Below are 16,222 nucleotides of genomic sequence, written 5' to 3' on the forward strand. Positions count from 1 at the left end.
CTCTTTACTCGAAGCAACCTGTTTATTTTTGACTAAAAAACATTCGTGATCTTGCCCTGGGGTTGGTATAGTTGTTTCGATAATTAATATAAGTATATTGTCACATTATTGTGTTAATTCATGGTGTTCTAAATTTAGGACTTGCATTCACATAATTAGCACAGCACTCATGACCTATGTCACAAAAAAGAAAATTATTTAATGCCATTTCATTCAATGCATATTATATTGAAGACGTATATTGACATGTTCTATTATATCAATATCCTCGTTTCTGGTAGTAGACGATTTTAATAATTTATAGAAGCCACATTGGTCGCAACCATTGTGGTTTCGTTAATTATTATAATAAAAAAAATAATTCATAAAAATAGTTATCCAATTTTCGCATCTGGTTAGATGTCTTATTTAAATAACCCTATAAAATTACGAGTCACGCTCATGCTCATGCTCATGCTCATGCTCATGCTCATGCTCATGCTCATGCTCATGCTCATGCTCATGCTCATGCTCATGCTCTGAATATGAGATTTGATGTATTGCAATTAGAAAAGGTAATTTAACCAAAGAATTTAGTGTGTTTTTAAAACTTATACCTAACGGGTTTAACTTAAATGTTAAGTTTACTTTTTTCGTTATTGAATTAATAATGAAAGTAGTTAAATTAGAGCGCATTTAATGTGTTATAAAATGGATTAGAGAAAGCAATGAACGACACTGATGAAATCGATAACAGCAAGAAAAATAAAAAATATGCTAATTATTTTATTCCTTACAAAACTACGTATGATTTACGTTTAAGTAAAAGGGAACCAAATTTAATAAACATACTTATGCAGATTCAAGGTTATGAATATGGCTTTTTTACCGTATTAGGTGTCCGCCCATTATCTCAACGAAGTGACAGAAAAAACAGTGCTATCTATGTAGTCAGGTGTCGGTGTGGTAAATATGCCGTCAGGACATTAAAAGCAATCAAAAATCCTGGCAACGTTAATGATATGTGTGAACATTGCCACCACCTATTTAATCTCAGGCGTAAAGAAATTTTTCGCACGACAGGAAAAGATGTGGATTTGTCAGAACTAACAGGAATTCAAGATAAAAACCCTTTAGAAATTAAAGAATAAGGAAACAGTGCCGCACCTTGGAATTGAATGTTCGGGGTACACCTTATTCTATACGTGAGAGCAGCCCATATACCGTCTCAGTCATTAAACTGCAAGCGGTATTTCTGCATTTAAATATTGTTCCCGATTTCATTACGCCATAAGCCAATCGTAAGAGTTTACGCATCACTGCACACATTCTGACTTCTCCCCTTTATGGCGTACTGACATCGTATGTCGGTAAACGGTTGGTTTTGCACTGCCACAGTGTCTTTCGTACTCAACACTGCTATGAAAGTCAGGAAATTGACGAAGTGACTGGCCAACGCCTGTCCAAACTCAGGAACAACCTTACCCTGATGTGTTTAAGCTGCTTCCTACCTAATTAATATATGGTTGGTGAATGGCTATATCTTCCGTGTTCCTTTCACTGTATGTGCACCCTATGCACCGTCACATTTTCACAAAATAAAATTCATTTGTTGTCAATATGTTTCTTTTTCTTTATGTGTTGTTGTTCTTTTGTTCATTGAATTGGGGGTTAGTACAAATTAGTGTGGCTACCAATCAATGGTATTGTTGTGCGCATGTTGCGCAAATGTTTATTTTTAAGTCATTGGCTGATGTGATGGTCGTTATTGGGAAGACGGATCCTGGCAGCATTATTTGTATCCACATATCAATACGTTATTTGGTGGGTGAAGTTTGTTTCAAGTCATGATTCAAACATCTAAATATGTTCTTTGGTGTCGTACCAATAATGAGTTTTTATTGAAAATTAAGGTGTTATTTCTGAAATAGGAAAGGAAGAGAAGGAAGATGAATGCACAAAATCAAATTTTAACATTACCAGAAAATCTTGGAGTGGCGATATTAACTGGAGGAGGACTTTGGGATGATTGGTTGGATATTAACGCACTGAACAAACTAGTGAATCATCCATTGCTTAATGCAATGCGCGAAGAAAGAATTACATTATCCGGAATGCGTTATTTCCTGATCCAGCACTATCACTATTCTTGTCATTTCACCCGTTTTTTATGTGCGTTGATAAACCATCTGGATAACCTCGACGATATTCACTATTTAATGGAAAATCTGCTTGAAGAAATGGGCGTCAACGATGACAGAAAAATTACCCATGCTGAGTTATTTCAACGCTCATTAGCGGCAGTAGGTGCTCGCGCTTGCGCGATTACGGCACTGTCGGAAACCACCTTTTTTGTTTCGTCAGTATTGAATTATTGTCGTTCAGGAGCAGTAGCTGATGGTTTAGCTGCGCTCTGTCTGGGAGCTGAAACGATTGTTCCTTTGATTTATAAACCCGTACTGCACGCGCTAACTTGTCTCGACATTAAGGAGCAGGGACTAGAGTTTTTCCGGCTGCATATTGAAGAGGATGAAGAGCATGCAATCACTATGATGCATATTCTCCGTGAGTTGACTGAAAATAATCCTGAGCTGACGCAGCGTGTTAAGGATGTCGGACGTAACACGATATTGCTTCGTTGCAAAATGTTTGATGCTGTCTATAAGAATATTCAAGACGAAATTATTTCTGGCTCTGATGACTACTGTGTCTTTGAAAAGTATGAGTCAAATGTACGAAGCTATTGTCGAAACTATCCAGCTATTTTTACTAAAGCGAGTAATGCGTTACTTACTGATCATAAAGGAAAACTATGGGTTGATTTTCTATCAGGTGCGGGTTCACTGAATTATGGTCACAATAATCCGTTATTAAAAACACAGTTGCTTAATTATCTTGAGCAAGATGGCATAACACATTCTCTTGATTTATATACCAGCGCGAAACGCGAATTCATAGAAAATTTCAATCAACAAATCTTACAGCCACGCGGATTACGTTATCGTTTCCAGTTTACTGGCCCAACAGGCACCAACGCGGTGGAAGCAGCGATGAAAATCGCGCGTAAAGCTGCCGTCCAGTGCCTGAGTGACCAGTACCAAAGAGCCATCTTTCAGTAATTGCTGATCGGGGCATGGCAGCCCCTTGTTAGTCAGATAGTCGGATTGTCCGAAAGTAGTTTGAGCCACCAGCTTTTTAACTTTTTCGGCTATCAAAGGAGCCTCTGATTTCAGAGCCTCCTTTCTGGCAGGCTTGGGTTCTGGCAAAGGGAGGGCCAGCGCATCAGAAACAGCCTTTACCGCCTCAATGATCGTTATCCCTTTAGCCCTCATCAGTAAATCAAAGCCATCACCATGATTCGGGTTATCACACTGGCGACAATGCCAGTCACCGTTCCCGTGGTCATCCATGAAGTGAAAGCGGTCAGAGCCTCCACATATCGGGCAAGCACCATGCTTACCCTTTGCCGGAACATCTACCCCACAGGCAGACAGCAATCCTTGCCACTGCCCTTGCGCGGCTGCTTTTACCGTGCGAATATCAATATGGCTTACCATTTTGGGAATCCCTCACGGTGATGGATTTCAAAATCCGCATACTGTGCTGTGTCATTCAGGGCTTCGGCGATCCTTGGCAGATACATCAGGGCTTCACCGATGCGGCGTAAATCGTCCCTTGCCTGACAATCAGCATAGTTTTCGTTGTCTGCTGACCAGAAAGCCATTTCCCCCATTGCAGACATCGCCGCCATCACTGCACTGTGTGCACCGTCTGAATGCTTGCGTAAGTCTTTCAGCTCCTTAGTGTCCATAGTGCTAAAGTTGTTGTGTACCAAGTGGTTATAGATATCAGACATAATCAGGCTCTCCCTGCGTAGGTGTGTTCTTTAGTGAAACGGCTTAATGGCATGGTGATCGGGCTTTGATAACCCTCACGGACAAACGTCACGCGGTTAAAGGCGACTGACAACACCTGAACGGTATCCCCGTTCTTATGGGTGTAGTAGTCATGGGGGGAAGGGTTAGGCATGGTTCACCCCCTGAACGGTAGACATATCGCTACGGTTGAAAGGGGTATCGATACCGATATCCCATGCTTGACGGGAAACAAATATCAGTGAGGAAATGCCAGCCAGTAAACGGGCTTCTCCTTCGCTACCTGCCAGTACCGTAATCAGGCGCACAGGGTGAAGATCCACCAGCCGCTGAGTGCCAGATGCAATTAGGAATGTAAATTTAAGGCGAGTTTGGTTATGCTGTGGGGTATCCATAGCGTAAGCCTCCTTTACGTTATTGGTTAGACGCCTCGATAGTGTTAGTAGCACTTCGGGGCGTTGTTGTTTTACATCTGATACAAATGTGTTGTACACTGTCAGACACAGACACAGACACAGACACAGACACAGACACAGACACAGACACAGACACAGACACAGACACAGACACAGACACAGACACCTCGAGTATTACATATGTCAAACACAAATTTACCGAGAGGCAATAAACAAATTGCGTTCAGAGTTGAGCCACAATTGGAACAAGCTATGAGAGAAGCGATGAAGATTGATGGTGATGAATCTATATCTGCATGGATAAAAAGAATTATCCGCAAAGAGTTGCAATCTCGCGGTATTGAGCAATAACCAACCAATGGACAATAAGTCCGGTAGTTAACCTCGTCAAAATTATTGACTTGGTTGACTGATCCTCTAAAAGAGGGCAAGTTAACTGATTGATTTATTTCATGACGCAAATATGCGTGATCCCAAAGGGTAGCATTCGCCGTGCTATCCTTTTCTTTTTGTACCTGACTAACTGTCAGTCGCAAATTCTGTGAGTAAATATCATTTACGCTCAAAGTTATTTGCGAGTAACTAAGAGTTACGCCCAAAGTCCGATTTTCGGGCATTGGATTTTGCATCGACGAAATTCGTCGGGACAAATGGTCACCAGTTTGCACACCGATATTATCGGCGCTCAAATTACAAGCAGACTGCAAATATGCCGTCTGCTTACTTTTCAAGCTATCATTGTAACCCATTGATTTATTCGAGGCCGTCACTTTGACCGCCGGAAACATTCCAGTATTTCCAGTTCCCAAAGTGAGGATGAATGGAAGCATCAAAGAGTTACTTGGGTGTGCGAAAATATTCTCATACCCATCGGCTAAAATTTCAGCCGATGATTGAGCGAAACTTTTCGCTGAATGGTACTGAGCAAAATATTTTGCCGAGGTCATTGGTTCAGTGACCCCGAAGCCAGCCAGTAGGGAATCATTCACTTGGTAGGTATTCATTAATTTGCCTCTACGCGCTGTGCTAGCCACTTTTGAGACAATCCTGTCAGCTTGTCCTTACGGGCGTGATAATCCATACCTAACTCAATCAGCGTGGTATTGGTCTGTTCCAGATAAGAAAGGTGCTCAAGCTGTAGCTCACTCATCGCATCACGAGGCTCACCAATAACACCATGCTGTTTCGCCCACTGTTTAGCTGTTAATCCAGCCAGAACAATACGGTTCAGCATATTTGATTCATTGGTGTAGTGGCGTGGTAGTGTCGTTTTACCTTGCTCTATACGTGCCAGTTCCAATGCTGAACACATGGGCTTAAAGTAGTTCGCTACTTTTAAACGTGATTTCAGCTCATTTCGTAGCTGTTTGGTTACTGCTGGGGCTACTTTGTGTAACGCTTCCTCACACTTGATAAAATACTGGCGGATTAAACGGCCTTGTTCGGTACGCTCAACCATGCCAAGTTCTTTGGCCATATTCAGAGATAGGAAATAATCTTTACTGCGTCTGTCACCCCCGCGCTTCGATCTCCATTGTTCGTTTTCTGCGCTTTGGTTCCCCCGTTTCGGGGAATCAAAGGTGAAAAAATCAACATCCTTAATAAAACTATATTCAGCAATACGCCCATCAATCCAAGTCGAAAAATCACGACCCACCCCTAATGCCTCATGTAATGATTTCGCACTTACACTATTCACTAATTGCCCGTTAATATTGCTTTGAATAATTGGCAACATCTCAGCAAAAGATAATTCGTTAATATCGTTCTGGCTGTTTTCAGAGTGAGCAAGTCCCTGACCATTTAAGGCCACCTTTTTAGATGTCATATTTTTACCCTGTCTTAATTAATTTGATTTTCGGCTATAGGGATTATTTACATTCTCTACTGTTGGTGGGTTACGTACCCACCATAATATATCGCTTAATAACCATGCGCAGGAATTACGCCCAAAATGACAGCGAGGAGGAAATAAACCTAATCCCTCTAATTTATGGCAATGACTGCGAGATATACCGGATATTTTTTCTCGCTCCCTTTCTCTTATTCGCCTTTCACTTTCACCATAAGCGGAAAGAATATATTTCCGCTGTTCATCGGTAGGTAATATGAATTTTGACATTACATCACCTCGCTGCGAGATTCAGCGATGCGTTGTGATATCCAGTCATCTATTTCTGACTCAATAAAAGCAACTGAACGAGTACCGATTTTGACTTGTTTAGGGAATCGGTTATCTGCAATGAGTTTGTAGATCCATGCCTTGCCGTAACCGGTTCTACGCTGAACTTCGGGTAAGCGGATAAGATTTTCTTTAAGTGGTGTTATTGCTGGCATATTGCACTCCTGTTATCGAGTCCTTGATTTACCTTAGTGGACGTTTGTTGATGACAGGGAGAATATACAAAACTTATTTGGCGTTTTTCGTAATATTACAAACTCAGATGTAATATTACAGAACGATATTTTTTAACCAGCCTGATACCGTGTTTCCTGATGGTACGGTAAAACCTTTACTTTCAAGATCAAGCTTTATCTCACCATTATCAATATGGGAGCGTGGATTATTGGCGATATCCTCCCCATAATGAGCTGCTATTAGTGCATATATAAACTCTGCTTGTTTATTAGTCGTTTTAGATGATGCTTTTTTGCTGGCTGGCATACATATAGATACAAATTCATCTATATCCTCTTTTTTAATTGCAAAATATGCGTTTTCTGGCAATCCGATGCATGGAACAAAACTGTCATAAAGATTACCTTTAATCTCAACGTTTCTTATTTGCTCAAATCGCTCTATATGAGCCTTAAAGAATCCATTTTCTTCTTCGCTTTGAGACTGAGATAATTTCACCAATTCGATCATTTCTCGTTCAAAGTCTATTTTTTGGACAACCTGAAACTTTTTTTCACCATCTGCCAATATTATTCCTTTAGTCTCATATAAAGATCTTTTGGGTTTCGGTAGCCCTTGCTCTTCACTGTATTTTTTTTCTGCCTCGTACTTAATAATTCCAATATGCAAAGCTGACCAGATGCCTTCAGTAAAAATTATTTTTTCACCAATTGGTGTTGCATGAATAATAGGTGTATCAGTCAACAGAGCTTCTTGACTAAGAAGATGAATGTTTGATGTGATAGCTGTCTCTGGTTCGCTAAGTACATGGGACAATGTTTTACTCGTGATTTGCACTTCACGTATAAAGCAGCAAGAGTGAAAAAAGATTGATGGTTTCAACTCACCGTCAGCAATCAGGCGAGCTACGTCAGAAACACCGATATCATCATTAAGTGTTTTTCGTAAGTATTTTGCACATTCATTCAGGTTTAACCATTTTCTTTTCCCCAGTATATCCAACTGCCAACCCCCATGATTTCCATGTCGTTATTTTGTTGTCTACTGAGGTTAATTTTACGTTTTAATCATATAGTTGCAAGTGTACAAAATCAGGTAGTTTTGTGGATAACTATTGAATGGTTTTTCCATTGTTGGCGTAATCAAAGAGCTTGGATGATTATATTTATTAATATTTTAACTAGTCAGATCCCATGAGCATCAAGCATGTTTCTTAAATTTACCGTGAATGACATTATCACCGTTCTCTAATGCTTCCATATAATCCGCATACCATTGCATCATTTCCCGGCGCCCCTCTAAATATTGGGCATGGTTATACGTGCCGCGAATAGAGTTCTTATCGACGTGGGCAAGTTGCGTTTCGATCCACTCAGAGGGGTAATTTTGTTCGTGCAAAATAGTACTCATCGTGTGGCGGAATCCGTGGCTCGTTGCTTGTCCTGTGTAGCCAATTCGCCTAATTAATAAATTTAATGCCATTTCACTCATAGGCTTATTTGCATCATTCCTGCCTTGAAAAACATACTTGCCTTGTCCTGTAATCGGTTTTAGCTGTTTTAAAATAGCAATAGCTTGATTTGATAAGGGAACAATATGAGGACGGCGCATTTTCATTTTTACAGCAGGTATTTCCCATTGCGCTTTATCAAAATCAATTTCTGACCATTCAGCTTTACGCAATTCACCAGGACGGGCACCAATTATCATTTGTAATCGCATCCCCATTTTTACAATAAAACTTCCTGTATAGGCATTTAAGGATTTATAGAACTCAGGGATTTCATCAACAGTTAAAAATGAATAATGTTCTTTTTTATGTGGAGCAAAGGCAGACACTAAATCAGGTGCGGGATTATACTCAGCTCTTCCTGTCACTATTGCATATCGCCATACCTCCCCACAGCGTTGACGCACTTTTCTGAGTTTCTCAGTCGCCCCCCGATCATTCATTCGTGATAAAACAGACATAAGCTCCATTGGCTTAATTTCAGCGATAGGTCTATTACCTATATAGGGGAAAACATCGTTTTCAAATGTTTCCATCATTTCTTTGGCATAAGAGACTGACCATCTGTCTACACGTTTCTCATACCATTCACGCGTTATGTTTTCAAAGGTATTTTCTATCAAGTTTGCTGCGGATATCTTTGTAGATTTTCTTACGTCGCTGGGATTAATCCCATTAGCAACTAATTTCCTTGCTTCGTCACGTTTGGTTCTGGCCTCGGTGAGTGTTACTACCGGATAAACACCTAATGAAATCATTTTAGTTTTACCCGCGAATTGATAACGATAGCGCCAGCCTTTGGAGCCATTGGTATCAACCAATAAAGATAGCCCGTTACCATCCGCCAGCGTATAGGCTTTTTCTTTTGGTTTGGCTCGTTTGATTACCAAATCTGTTAGCTTCATATGTCACCAATATTGTATAGAAGAAATGTATAAGGAATCTCTATACAAAAAACTATACAACAAATTGTAGAGATTTAGGAAGACGGTTGTAGACTTCGAGAGATCAGAGTTTCTCGTTAGGGTTTGATTTTTCTGGAGGTTGTAGGTTTTAGTAGACGTTGAGAGAGGTTCGTTTGGCGTCCCCTGCAGGAATCGAACCTGCAACTAGCCCTTAGGAGGGGCTTGTTATATCCGTTTAACTAAGGGGACAGCGGAGCGCAGTATACCTGTTTTTCTTGTCAGAGATAAGGCATAACGAACTGTTTGCCTATATAATCACCACTCTTTTTTATTACCATTAATGAAAGATTGGCAGTATATTTTACATATTGGGTGCAATAGCTGGTATACAGCACGATAATTGATATCTAAAAATAATTATATGGAGAACAATATGAAGTATCGTCTGAGCGGGGTTGCTCTTACAGCCGTCTTACTTGTGGGATGTGCCAGTTCATCAAATACGATAGAGCAGGGGCGTTCTGATCCGCTGGAAGGGTTTAACCGTGTTATGTTCAACTTTAATTATGATGTTCTCGACCCATATGTACTGCGTCCTGTTGCTGTAGCCTGGCGTAATTATGTGCCGATGCCTGCACGAAATGGCATTGGTAATTTTATGAGCAACCTCGAAGAGCCAGCCAGTATGGTGAACAGTTTCTTGCGTGGTGATGTTCATGAAGGTGCAAAACACTTCAACCGTTTCTTTTTGAACACCTTGTTGGGAATGGGAGGGCTTATTGATGTTGCTTCCATGGCAAACCCCAAACTGGCAAAAGAAGATCCGGTGCGTTTTGGTAGCACATTGGGATACTATAACGTGGGGTATGGTCCGTATGCTGTTCTGCCCGGTTACGGTAGTTTTACATTGCGTGATGAAGGCGGTAACTTGGCGGATATGACTTATCCCATATTGAGTTATTTCACGGGTTGGATGTCGGTAGGCAAGTGGGTTTTCCAAGGTATAGAAACGCGTGCTCGCTTGCTGGATTCTGATGGCCTGTTAAAGAACTCTTCAGATCCTTATTTGATGATGCGCGATGCTTACTTCCAACGCCACGATTTCATGGCCAATGGCGGCATATTGGCGCCGGAAAAAAATCCTAATTCGGCAAGTATTCAAGATGAATTGGATTCTATAGATTAGTTCGGACTTATAATCAAAAAAGGATAGCGGGCGCTATCCTTTTTGGGGTTACGGTATGTAGTTAGAACGTATAGTTAAAGTTTATACCATACAACCATGCGGTTCCTTTGGAATCGAATTCATATGATGAATTGAAAGGAGCAGGTGCGTCCTCTTGCAATTTTTCGCTAACATGTACTTTTTTACCACGCATATAGGAAACACCAACATCTACAGAAGCATCTTTATTGAATGCATAAGTGGTTCCTAAGCTAAACCAAAAACGATCTTGATCCGGAATGGAGATAGAACGATTTTTGGCGGGTACAGGGCTTTCATCAAAAGCGATACCGGTACGGAATGTCCAGTTATCGTCATAGTAGTAAGTTGTACCTAGTGAGATACGATAAGCATCGCGGAAACCTTCGTGTTTGTGGAATAAGGTATTGCCGGAATCTTTATTTTTACCACGTAATTCTTTAAATTCGCTCCAGCCTGTATACAGGAAGCTATAGTGAATTGCCCATTGTGGTGCAACGCGGTTATAGCCTGAGAATTCCCACATATCCGGTAAATTCAGATCCAATGTTCCTTTGATGGTATTACCCCCAAGGCCATTTATGCCAGGAAATCCGAGCGCCGGGTTAGCAGGAATATTAGGCAGTTCATTGCTGTAATCGCCTTTTTTAAACTTCACTTTAACTTTAGAACGGTAAGTTAAGCTATAACGATTATTTTCATCAAATTGGTACAAAAGGCCTGCATTCCAACCATAACCCCAATCTTTGCCTTCCAAACGGGCACCTTCAGTAGTTGAAGGGATGCTAGCCTTAGATTTTGGGTTAATTTTGTGAATCATTCCTGTTAATGCTGGCCCGACTTCGCCCATATGACGAACAATTTCAGCATCGGCATAAATAGCATTAACACCTAAGCCAAAACTGAATTGATTATTAAATTTGTAAGCGCCACTCAGATTAAAGTTCACAGTCTTGAGCGATGTTTTTCCACCAATGGGACCAGCAGAATAATTATTACTGAAGTTGGTAGACAAGCCAAAGTTAGAAGTCGCAGAGGCGCCAATATACCACTGATCATTAATTGGAGCGATAAAATGCAGGTTTGGGATCCATGCATGTGGTGCGATGTTTTTAGCATTTGTGCTCTGACGCGTAACAGGTGACTTCCCAGTAATATCAACATCTGGGTTGACATACACCAGACCACCAGAAAATGACGGGCGATCAAATAAGGTCATGGCCGCAGGGTTACGGCTGCCTACGGAAGCGTTGTCTGCAACAGCACCTGCCCCAGAAAATGCACGGCCTAGTCCTGATGATGAATATTCATTCAATTGAAAACCAGCAGCACTAGCGTTGGATGAGAGAATGGCAACCGCCACTGCTAATGCTGAACGTGTAAATAGGTTTTTCTGGTCCATAACCAAACCTCATTGTCTAATTATTATTAACATGCCACTCAAGTAGCTGAGAGCGCGGGATTGTAGAGTCGATTTGTCGCAATGACAACAATGACAATAATGACAAATCAGACCAGTGCACGAAGTATAGGCTTGATAATAGAATATGTTGCAAGAATGTTTTCTAAATACAACTAAAATGATTCTTAAATTGGGACTTACTTAACAAAAAACAGACAACTTACGTTAATGAAGTGTAAACGGGTTTCTGTTGACGTGGTCAGATCAATAAACAGTGAGATAAATGGCTTTAAACAGCGTAAGTGCTGGTTATCGGTAGTCAGGAAAACGTAGAATTATCAGCAAGTTTTTTAGCCGGAGTAACTTTAAATGTCTGATGCGATTAACCGCTGTAATGCCGAAGAGACGGCAGCTTGCTGCTGTGTTGATGTGGGAACCGTTATTGATAATGAAGACTGCACCGCTTCTTATCAGTGTATTTTTGCGAGTGAACAAGACGCCGAAATCATGCTTAATATGTTGATCAAAAAGGCAAAATCAGTGGAATCTGATCCCTGTGTTATACGCCATAGTATCGAAGCGGTTGACGGTGGAATGCAATTATCTGTGGACTTTACCTTTAGCTGCCAAGCGGAAGCCCTCATCTTTCAGTTAGGCTTGCGTTAATTCACTCTGAACAATGGTTTTCTCATTGTTTTGTCATGCCAATCAGTGAGAAAATCACTTGTAATCGATTGTAAATCATTGCCTTCTCTTTGTACTCCTGTCGCACATTCTTCGTTTAAGTTGTATAAATTATAATAATTTAAAGTTGAGATTGTTCTCATTTTTCGTTTATTCCTATTTGCTATTTTCCAACATTGCGTTAACAATGCATCATCAGGTCTGACCTCTTATGGGGTGAGTAAATATTTTTAATCAATTGATTTAGTTAATAATAATGATTAGGAGTTGCTATGGGTCGTTCTTCAACAAAAGTAATACCGCAAAAGGAACGTGTCGCTATTGTCAGCGGGTTGCGCATTCCTTTTGCGAAACAGGCAACTTTCTACCACGGTATTCCGGCTGTTGACTTAGGAAAGGCTGTTGTAAGCGAGCTGGTCATTAGGAGCGGTTTGTCGCCTGAGAAGATCGACCAATTGGTTTTTGGACAGGTGGTTCAAATGCCGGAAGCACCGAATATTGCAAGGGAGATTGTTTTGGGGGCAGGCTTAAGTGTAAATACTGATGCCTATAGTGTTTCCCGCGCCTGTGCGACGAGTTTTCAGGCAATTGCAAATGTGGCTGAAAGTATTATGGCAGGGACAGTCAATATAGGGATCGCCGGAGGTGCGGATTCTTCATCCGTTTTGCCCATCGGAGTGACTAAGTCACTGGCGCGCACGTTAGTTGATATGAACAAAGCCAAGAGCCTCTCTCAACGATTCAAATTACTCAGCCGATTGAAACTCCGTGATTTATTGCCTGTATCCCCAGCCGTTGCTGAATATTCTACAGGGTTGAGAATGGGGGATACCGCTGAACAGATGGCAAAAACGTATCATATCAGTCGTGAAGATCAGGATGCACTTGCGCATCGCTCCCACGTATTAGCCGCTAAAGCCTGGGAGCAAGGGCTTTTGCAAAAGGAAATGATATCGGCATATTTCCCGCCATACAGTAAGACATTGGCAGAAGATAACAATATCAGAAAAAACTCCACCTTAGCTTCTTATGCCAAATTGCGCCCGGCTTTTGATCGTAAATATGGCACAGTTACCGCAGCAAACAGTACACCATTGACTGATGGTGCAGCGGCAGTAATGTTAATGCGTGAATCGGTTGCCAAAGAACTCGGTATGGTTCCATTGGGGTATTTACGCAGTTATGCATTTTCTGCCATTGATGTTTGGCAGGACATGTTACTGGGACCGTCCTATGCAACCCCGCTGGCACTGGATCGTGCGGGTATCACCCTGAATGAGCTTACTCTTATCGACATGCATGAAGCATTTGCTGCCCAAACATTAACGAATTTAAACATGTTTGCCAGTGAGAAATTTGCCCGTGAAAAGTTAGGGCGTTCTCAGGCAATAGGTGAAGTGGATATGGATAAATTCAATGTATTGGGTGGATCAATTGCTTATGGGCATCCCTTCGCGGCGACAGGCGCCAGAATGGTTACCCAGACGTTGAATGAATTGCATCGCCGTGGTGGTGGTCTTGGGTTAACAACAGCTTGTGCCGCGGGTGGTTTGGGTGCAGCAATGGTATTGGAGGTAGAATAATGGCTCAGGCTGAAAAAGAAACGGTTATGTCAGCAGCAATGCAACCGGAGCAATCAGTATTCCGTTTTTCTGTCAGGGACGACAAGGTGGGAATTATCACCATTGATGTACCCGGAGAGAAAGTCAACACACTGAAAGCTGAATTTGTTGAACAGTTCCTGATCATGTTTGAAAAAGCGCAACAAGTTTCAAACTTGAAAGGGCTAGTTATTGTATCCGGCAAGGCAGATACCTTCATTGCTGGTGCTGATATTAGCATGATAGCTCACTGCCAATCTCAGGAAGAAGCGACAGCATTGGCTGAAAAAGGTCAAAAACTGTTTGCGCAGATTGCCAGTTATCCTTTACCGATTGTGGCCGCGATCCATGGCGCGTGTTTAGGTGGTGGGCTGGAGTTGGCATTGGCTTGTCATGCGCGAATCTGTTCTTTGGATGAGAAAACCCGTCTTGGTTTGCCGGAAGTTCAGCTTGGGTTATTACCCGGTTCAGGCGGAACGCAAAGATTGCCTCGTTTGATTGGTGTCAGTGCTGCGTTAGACATCATATTGACCGGCCGTCAGCTCAAGGCAAAACAGGCGCAACGGCTGGGCGTTGTGGATGACGCCGTTCCTTTAGATATCTTGCTGGATGTTGCTGTGCAGTATGTTAAAAAAGGCATCGTGAAACGTAAGCCATTGGTATGGTCACAGCGCATACTGGCAAGTGCATTAGGCAGGCCGTTGTTATTCCAGATGGTTCATAAAAAAACGCGAGAAAAAACTCGTGGCCATTATCCCGCACCAGAAAAAATCATCAATGTGATTCGTGCCGGCCTGGAAAAAGGCTCTGAGAAAGGTTTTCAGCTTGAAGCCAGGGCGTTTGGTGAACTGGCGATGACACAAGAATCAGAAGCATTGCGGAGTCTGTTTTTTGCTTCTACAACGTTGAAGAATGAAACTGGCTCTTCAGAACCGCCCGCCGAAATCAGACATGTGGGGATTTTGGGGGGCGGCCTGATGGGGGGCGGTATTGCCAATGTGACCGTGACGCGAGGGAATTTGCCTGCTCGCATTAAAGATATTAATGAAAAAGGCATTAATCAGGCCTTGAAATATACCTGGGATCTCCTTTCTAAGCGGGTAAAACAGCGTCGTTTGCAATCAAGTGAGCGTTCTCGTCAGATGTCTCTATTGACAGGAACAACCGATTACAGTGGGTTTAAGCAAGCTGATATTGTGGTTGAAGCGGTATTTGAAGATTTAGTCCTGAAACGCAAAATGGTTGCAGAGATTGAAGAGAATACAAAACCCGAAACCATTTTTGCGTCTAACACTTCTTCATTGCCAATCCATAAGATCGCTGAAACGGCGACTCGGCCAGCGCAGGTGATCGGTCTTCACTATTTCAGTCCGGTAGACAAAATGCCGCTGGTGGAAGTCATTCCACATGAGGGAACGAGTGAAAAAACGATCGCAACGACCGTAGCGTTAGCCAAGAAACAGGGAAAAACAGCGATTGTAGTCGGGGATAAAGCGGGTTTTTATGTGAACCGAATTCTAACACCTTACATTAATGAGGCAGGTTATTGTTTATTGGAAGGTGAACCGGTTGAACATATCGATAATGCTTTGCTGAATTTTGGTTTTCCTATTGGTCCCATCAATCTGCTGGATGAAGTTGGCATCGATGTGGGTACTAAAATCATCCCTGTTTTAGTAGAAGAATTAGGCAGTCGATTTGCGGCACCGGAGATTTTGGCTGCAATTTTGCAAGATGACCGAAAGGGCAGGAAGAATGGCCGCGGTTTCTATTTATATACGAGTAGAAAATTATATACGAGTAGAAAAAAATCCAAAGAAGTGGATGCTTCGATTTATTCCTTATTAAAGATCAAACCCGCGATAAAGATGTTGCCTGCTGACATTGCCCAGCGTTGTGTGATGCTCATGCTCAATGAAGCCGTGCGTTGTTTGGATGAGGGGATTATCAGAAGTCCACGTGATGGTGATATTGGTGCTGTATTTGGCATTGGGTTCCCACCGTTCCTGGGCGGGCCATTCCGTTATATTGATAAGCTTGGCAGTGACAAAGTTGTAGAAATTTTACGTCGTCTGGAGACGCAATATGGCGAAAGATTTACGCCCTGTGAGGGTTTAATTCGGATGGCAGAACAGAAAAAGAAATTTCACGTATAGCTTGAATTTTATTGGTTAAAACAGTCAGGTCGGCTCTTGTCATTAAGGGCCGATTTTTTATAGGAAATAATTAATTGTTTATTCATGGTTTGAAAAGCTAAAGTGTGGGTTATTTTGAGACAGATTCACAA

Annotated in this window: 16 protein-coding genes, 1 tRNA gene and 1 pseudogene; 7 read left to right on the forward strand and 11 right to left on the reverse strand. The window is 41.8% G+C overall.

All coding sequences use genetic code 11. The features are described 5' to 3' along the window. Positions 1 to 707 precede the first annotated feature (707 nt). Both AAY47_RS03705 and AAY47_RS22360 read left to right on the forward strand, forming a co-directional pair. Positions 708 to 1,130 (forward strand): hypothetical protein, encoded by a 423-nt coding sequence (locus AAY47_RS03705; protein WP_047767001.1) that lies wholly within the window; start codon positions 708 to 710, stop codon positions 1,128 to 1,130. Between the two features lie 798 nt (positions 1,131 to 1,928). After that, positions 1,929 to 3,098: an aminotransferase class III-fold pyridoxal phosphate-dependent enzyme gene (locus AAY47_RS22360; RefSeq protein ID WP_072059733.1), complete on the forward strand. Its 1,170-nt coding sequence runs from the start codon at positions 1,929 to 1,931 to the stop codon at positions 3,096 to 3,098. On the opposite strand, the pseudogene AAY47_RS20375 reads toward AAY47_RS22360, so the two are convergent. The 4 genes and pseudogenes from AAY47_RS20375 to AAY47_RS22365 all read right to left on the reverse strand — a co-directional run. Beyond that, positions 3,042 to 3,536 (reverse strand): annotated as a pseudogene (locus AAY47_RS20375) (primase-helicase zinc-binding domain-containing protein); the annotation flags it as partial. The gene AAY47_RS22360 and the pseudogene AAY47_RS20375 overlap by 57 nt on opposite strands. After that, positions 3,530 to 3,835, reverse strand: coding sequence for a hypothetical protein (locus AAY47_RS03715; RefSeq protein WP_047767003.1), 306 nt, complete (start codon positions 3,833 to 3,835; stop codon positions 3,530 to 3,532). The pseudogene AAY47_RS20375 and the gene AAY47_RS03715, both read right to left, overlap by 7 nt. Before the next feature lie 2 nt (positions 3,836 to 3,837). Then, the gene (locus AAY47_RS20380; RefSeq protein ID WP_072059734.1) at positions 3,838 to 4,008 is read right to left on the reverse strand and encodes a DUF4222 domain-containing protein; all 171 of its coding nucleotides are present in this window, start codon (positions 4,006 to 4,008) and stop codon (positions 3,838 to 3,840) included. After that, positions 4,001 to 4,249, reverse strand: coding sequence for a hypothetical protein (locus tag AAY47_RS22365; protein ID WP_047767006.1), 249 nt, complete (start codon positions 4,247 to 4,249; stop codon positions 4,001 to 4,003). The genes AAY47_RS20380 and AAY47_RS22365 overlap by 8 nt, the downstream gene beginning before the upstream one ends. 201 nt (positions 4,250 to 4,450) lie before the next feature. On the opposite strand from AAY47_RS22365, the gene AAY47_RS22210 reads away from it, so the two are divergent. Then, positions 4,451 to 4,621: a hypothetical protein gene (locus AAY47_RS22210; RefSeq protein WP_047680438.1), complete on the forward strand. Its 171-nt coding sequence runs from the start codon at positions 4,451 to 4,453 to the stop codon at positions 4,619 to 4,621. Between the two features lie 652 nt (positions 4,622 to 5,273). Here AAY47_RS22210 and AAY47_RS03735 read toward each other — a convergent pair. From AAY47_RS03735 to AAY47_RS03755, 6 genes are all read right to left on the reverse strand, one after another. After that, positions 5,274 to 6,098, reverse strand: coding sequence for an antA/AntB antirepressor family protein (locus AAY47_RS03735; protein ID WP_047767010.1), 825 nt, complete (start codon positions 6,096 to 6,098; stop codon positions 5,274 to 5,276). Between the two features lie 18 nt (positions 6,099 to 6,116). Beyond that, complete coding sequence (locus tag AAY47_RS20390) at positions 6,117 to 6,392, reverse strand: AlpA family phage regulatory protein (RefSeq protein ID WP_072059735.1); 276 nt, start codon at positions 6,390 to 6,392, stop codon at positions 6,117 to 6,119. Beyond that, the gene (locus AAY47_RS03740) at positions 6,392 to 6,607 is read right to left on the reverse strand and encodes a helix-turn-helix transcriptional regulator (protein WP_047767012.1); all 216 of its coding nucleotides are present in this window, start codon (positions 6,605 to 6,607) and stop codon (positions 6,392 to 6,394) included. The genes AAY47_RS20390 and AAY47_RS03740 overlap by 1 nt, the downstream gene beginning before the upstream one ends. A 115-nt stretch (positions 6,608 to 6,722) precedes the next feature. Next, on the reverse strand, positions 6,723 to 7,631 hold the full coding sequence (locus tag AAY47_RS03745) for a hypothetical protein (protein WP_047767014.1): 909 nt from the start codon (positions 7,629 to 7,631) through the stop codon (positions 6,723 to 6,725). A gap of 198 nt (positions 7,632 to 7,829) precedes the next feature. Beyond that, entirely contained in the window at positions 7,830 to 9,044 is a 1,215-nt protein-coding gene (locus AAY47_RS03750) for a tyrosine-type recombinase/integrase (protein ID WP_047767016.1), read from the reverse strand. A gap of 174 nt (positions 9,045 to 9,218) precedes the next feature. Continuing rightward, a tRNA-Arg gene (locus AAY47_RS03755) sits at positions 9,219 to 9,293 on the reverse strand. Positions 9,294 to 9,477: 184 nt separating this feature from the next. Between AAY47_RS03755 and mlaA the strand changes: the two genes are divergently transcribed. Beyond that, positions 9,478 to 10,230, forward strand: a complete 753-nt coding sequence (mlaA, locus tag AAY47_RS03760) for a phospholipid-binding lipoprotein MlaA (protein ID WP_047767018.1) — start codon at positions 9,478 to 9,480, stop codon at positions 10,228 to 10,230. Between the two features lie 61 nt (positions 10,231 to 10,291). On the opposite strand, the gene fadL is transcribed toward mlaA, so the two are convergent. Then, positions 10,292 to 11,650 carry a long-chain fatty acid transporter FadL gene (fadL, locus tag AAY47_RS03765; RefSeq protein ID WP_047767020.1) on the reverse strand — a complete coding sequence of 453 codons (1,359 nt, stop codon included), beginning with the start codon at positions 11,648 to 11,650 and terminating at the stop codon, positions 10,292 to 10,294. Between the two features lie 369 nt (positions 11,651 to 12,019). Here fadL and AAY47_RS03770 point away from each other — a divergent pair, with 369 nt between their 5' ends. The 3 genes from AAY47_RS03770 (at position 12,020) to fadJ (ending at position 16,091) form a co-directional block, all read left to right on the forward strand. Continuing rightward, entirely contained in the window at positions 12,020 to 12,316 is a 297-nt protein-coding gene (locus tag AAY47_RS03770; RefSeq protein ID WP_072161162.1) for a YfcZ/YiiS family protein, read from the forward strand. Between the two features lie 290 nt (positions 12,317 to 12,606). Further along, positions 12,607 to 13,917, forward strand: coding sequence for an acetyl-CoA C-acyltransferase FadI (gene fadI, locus AAY47_RS03775; protein ID WP_047767023.1), 1,311 nt, complete (start codon positions 12,607 to 12,609; stop codon positions 13,915 to 13,917). Continuing rightward, the gene (gene fadJ, locus AAY47_RS03780) at positions 13,917 to 16,091 is read left to right on the forward strand and encodes a fatty acid oxidation complex subunit alpha FadJ (RefSeq protein ID WP_047767025.1); all 2,175 of its coding nucleotides are present in this window, start codon (positions 13,917 to 13,919) and stop codon (positions 16,089 to 16,091) included. The genes fadI and fadJ overlap by 1 nt, the downstream gene beginning before the upstream one ends. Positions 16,092 to 16,222 lie beyond the last annotated feature (131 nt).

It is taken from the genome of Xenorhabdus griffiniae (genome assembly GCF_001028135.1).
Classification (GTDB): Bacteria; Pseudomonadota; Gammaproteobacteria; order Enterobacterales; family Enterobacteriaceae; genus Xenorhabdus; species Xenorhabdus bakwenae.

Excerpts from the sequence above, each read along its gene's own strand:
- AAY47_RS03705 (WP_047767001.1), top strand. The coding sequence starts at position 708 with ATGAACGACACTGATGAAATCGATAACAGCAAGAAAAATAAAAAATAT.
- AAY47_RS22360 (WP_072059733.1), top strand. The coding sequence starts at position 1,929 with ATGAATGCACAAAATCAAATTTTAACATTACCAGAAAATCTTGGAGTG.
- AAY47_RS03715 (WP_047767003.1), bottom strand. The coding sequence starts at position 3,835 with ATGTCTGATATCTATAACCACTTGGTACACAACAACTTTAGCACTATG.
- AAY47_RS20380 (WP_072059734.1), bottom strand. The coding sequence starts at position 4,008 with ATGCCTAACCCTTCCCCCCATGACTACTACACCCATAAGAACGGGGAT.
- AAY47_RS22365 (WP_047767006.1), bottom strand. The coding sequence starts at position 4,249 with ATGGATACCCCACAGCATAACCAAACTCGCCTTAAATTTACATTCCTA.
- AAY47_RS22210 (WP_047680438.1), top strand. The coding sequence starts at position 4,451 with ATGTCAAACACAAATTTACCGAGAGGCAATAAACAAATTGCGTTCAGA.
- AAY47_RS03735 (WP_047767010.1), bottom strand. The coding sequence starts at position 6,098 with ATGACATCTAAAAAGGTGGCCTTAAATGGTCAGGGACTTGCTCACTCT.
- AAY47_RS20390 (WP_072059735.1), bottom strand. The coding sequence starts at position 6,392 with ATGTCAAAATTCATATTACCTACCGATGAACAGCGGAAATATATTCTT.
- AAY47_RS03740 (WP_047767012.1), bottom strand. The coding sequence starts at position 6,607 with ATGCCAGCAATAACACCACTTAAAGAAAATCTTATCCGCTTACCCGAA.
- AAY47_RS03750 (WP_047767016.1), bottom strand. The coding sequence starts at position 9,044 with ATGAAGCTAACAGATTTGGTAATCAAACGAGCCAAACCAAAAGAAAAA.
- mlaA (WP_047767018.1), top strand. The coding sequence starts at position 9,478 with ATGAAGTATCGTCTGAGCGGGGTTGCTCTTACAGCCGTCTTACTTGTG.
- fadL (WP_047767020.1), bottom strand. The coding sequence starts at position 11,650 with ATGGACCAGAAAAACCTATTTACACGTTCAGCATTAGCAGTGGCGGTT.
- AAY47_RS03770 (WP_072161162.1), top strand. The coding sequence starts at position 12,020 with ATGTCTGATGCGATTAACCGCTGTAATGCCGAAGAGACGGCAGCTTGC.
- fadI (WP_047767023.1), top strand. The coding sequence starts at position 12,607 with ATGGGTCGTTCTTCAACAAAAGTAATACCGCAAAAGGAACGTGTCGCT.
- fadJ (WP_047767025.1), top strand. The coding sequence starts at position 13,917 with ATGGCTCAGGCTGAAAAAGAAACGGTTATGTCAGCAGCAATGCAACCG.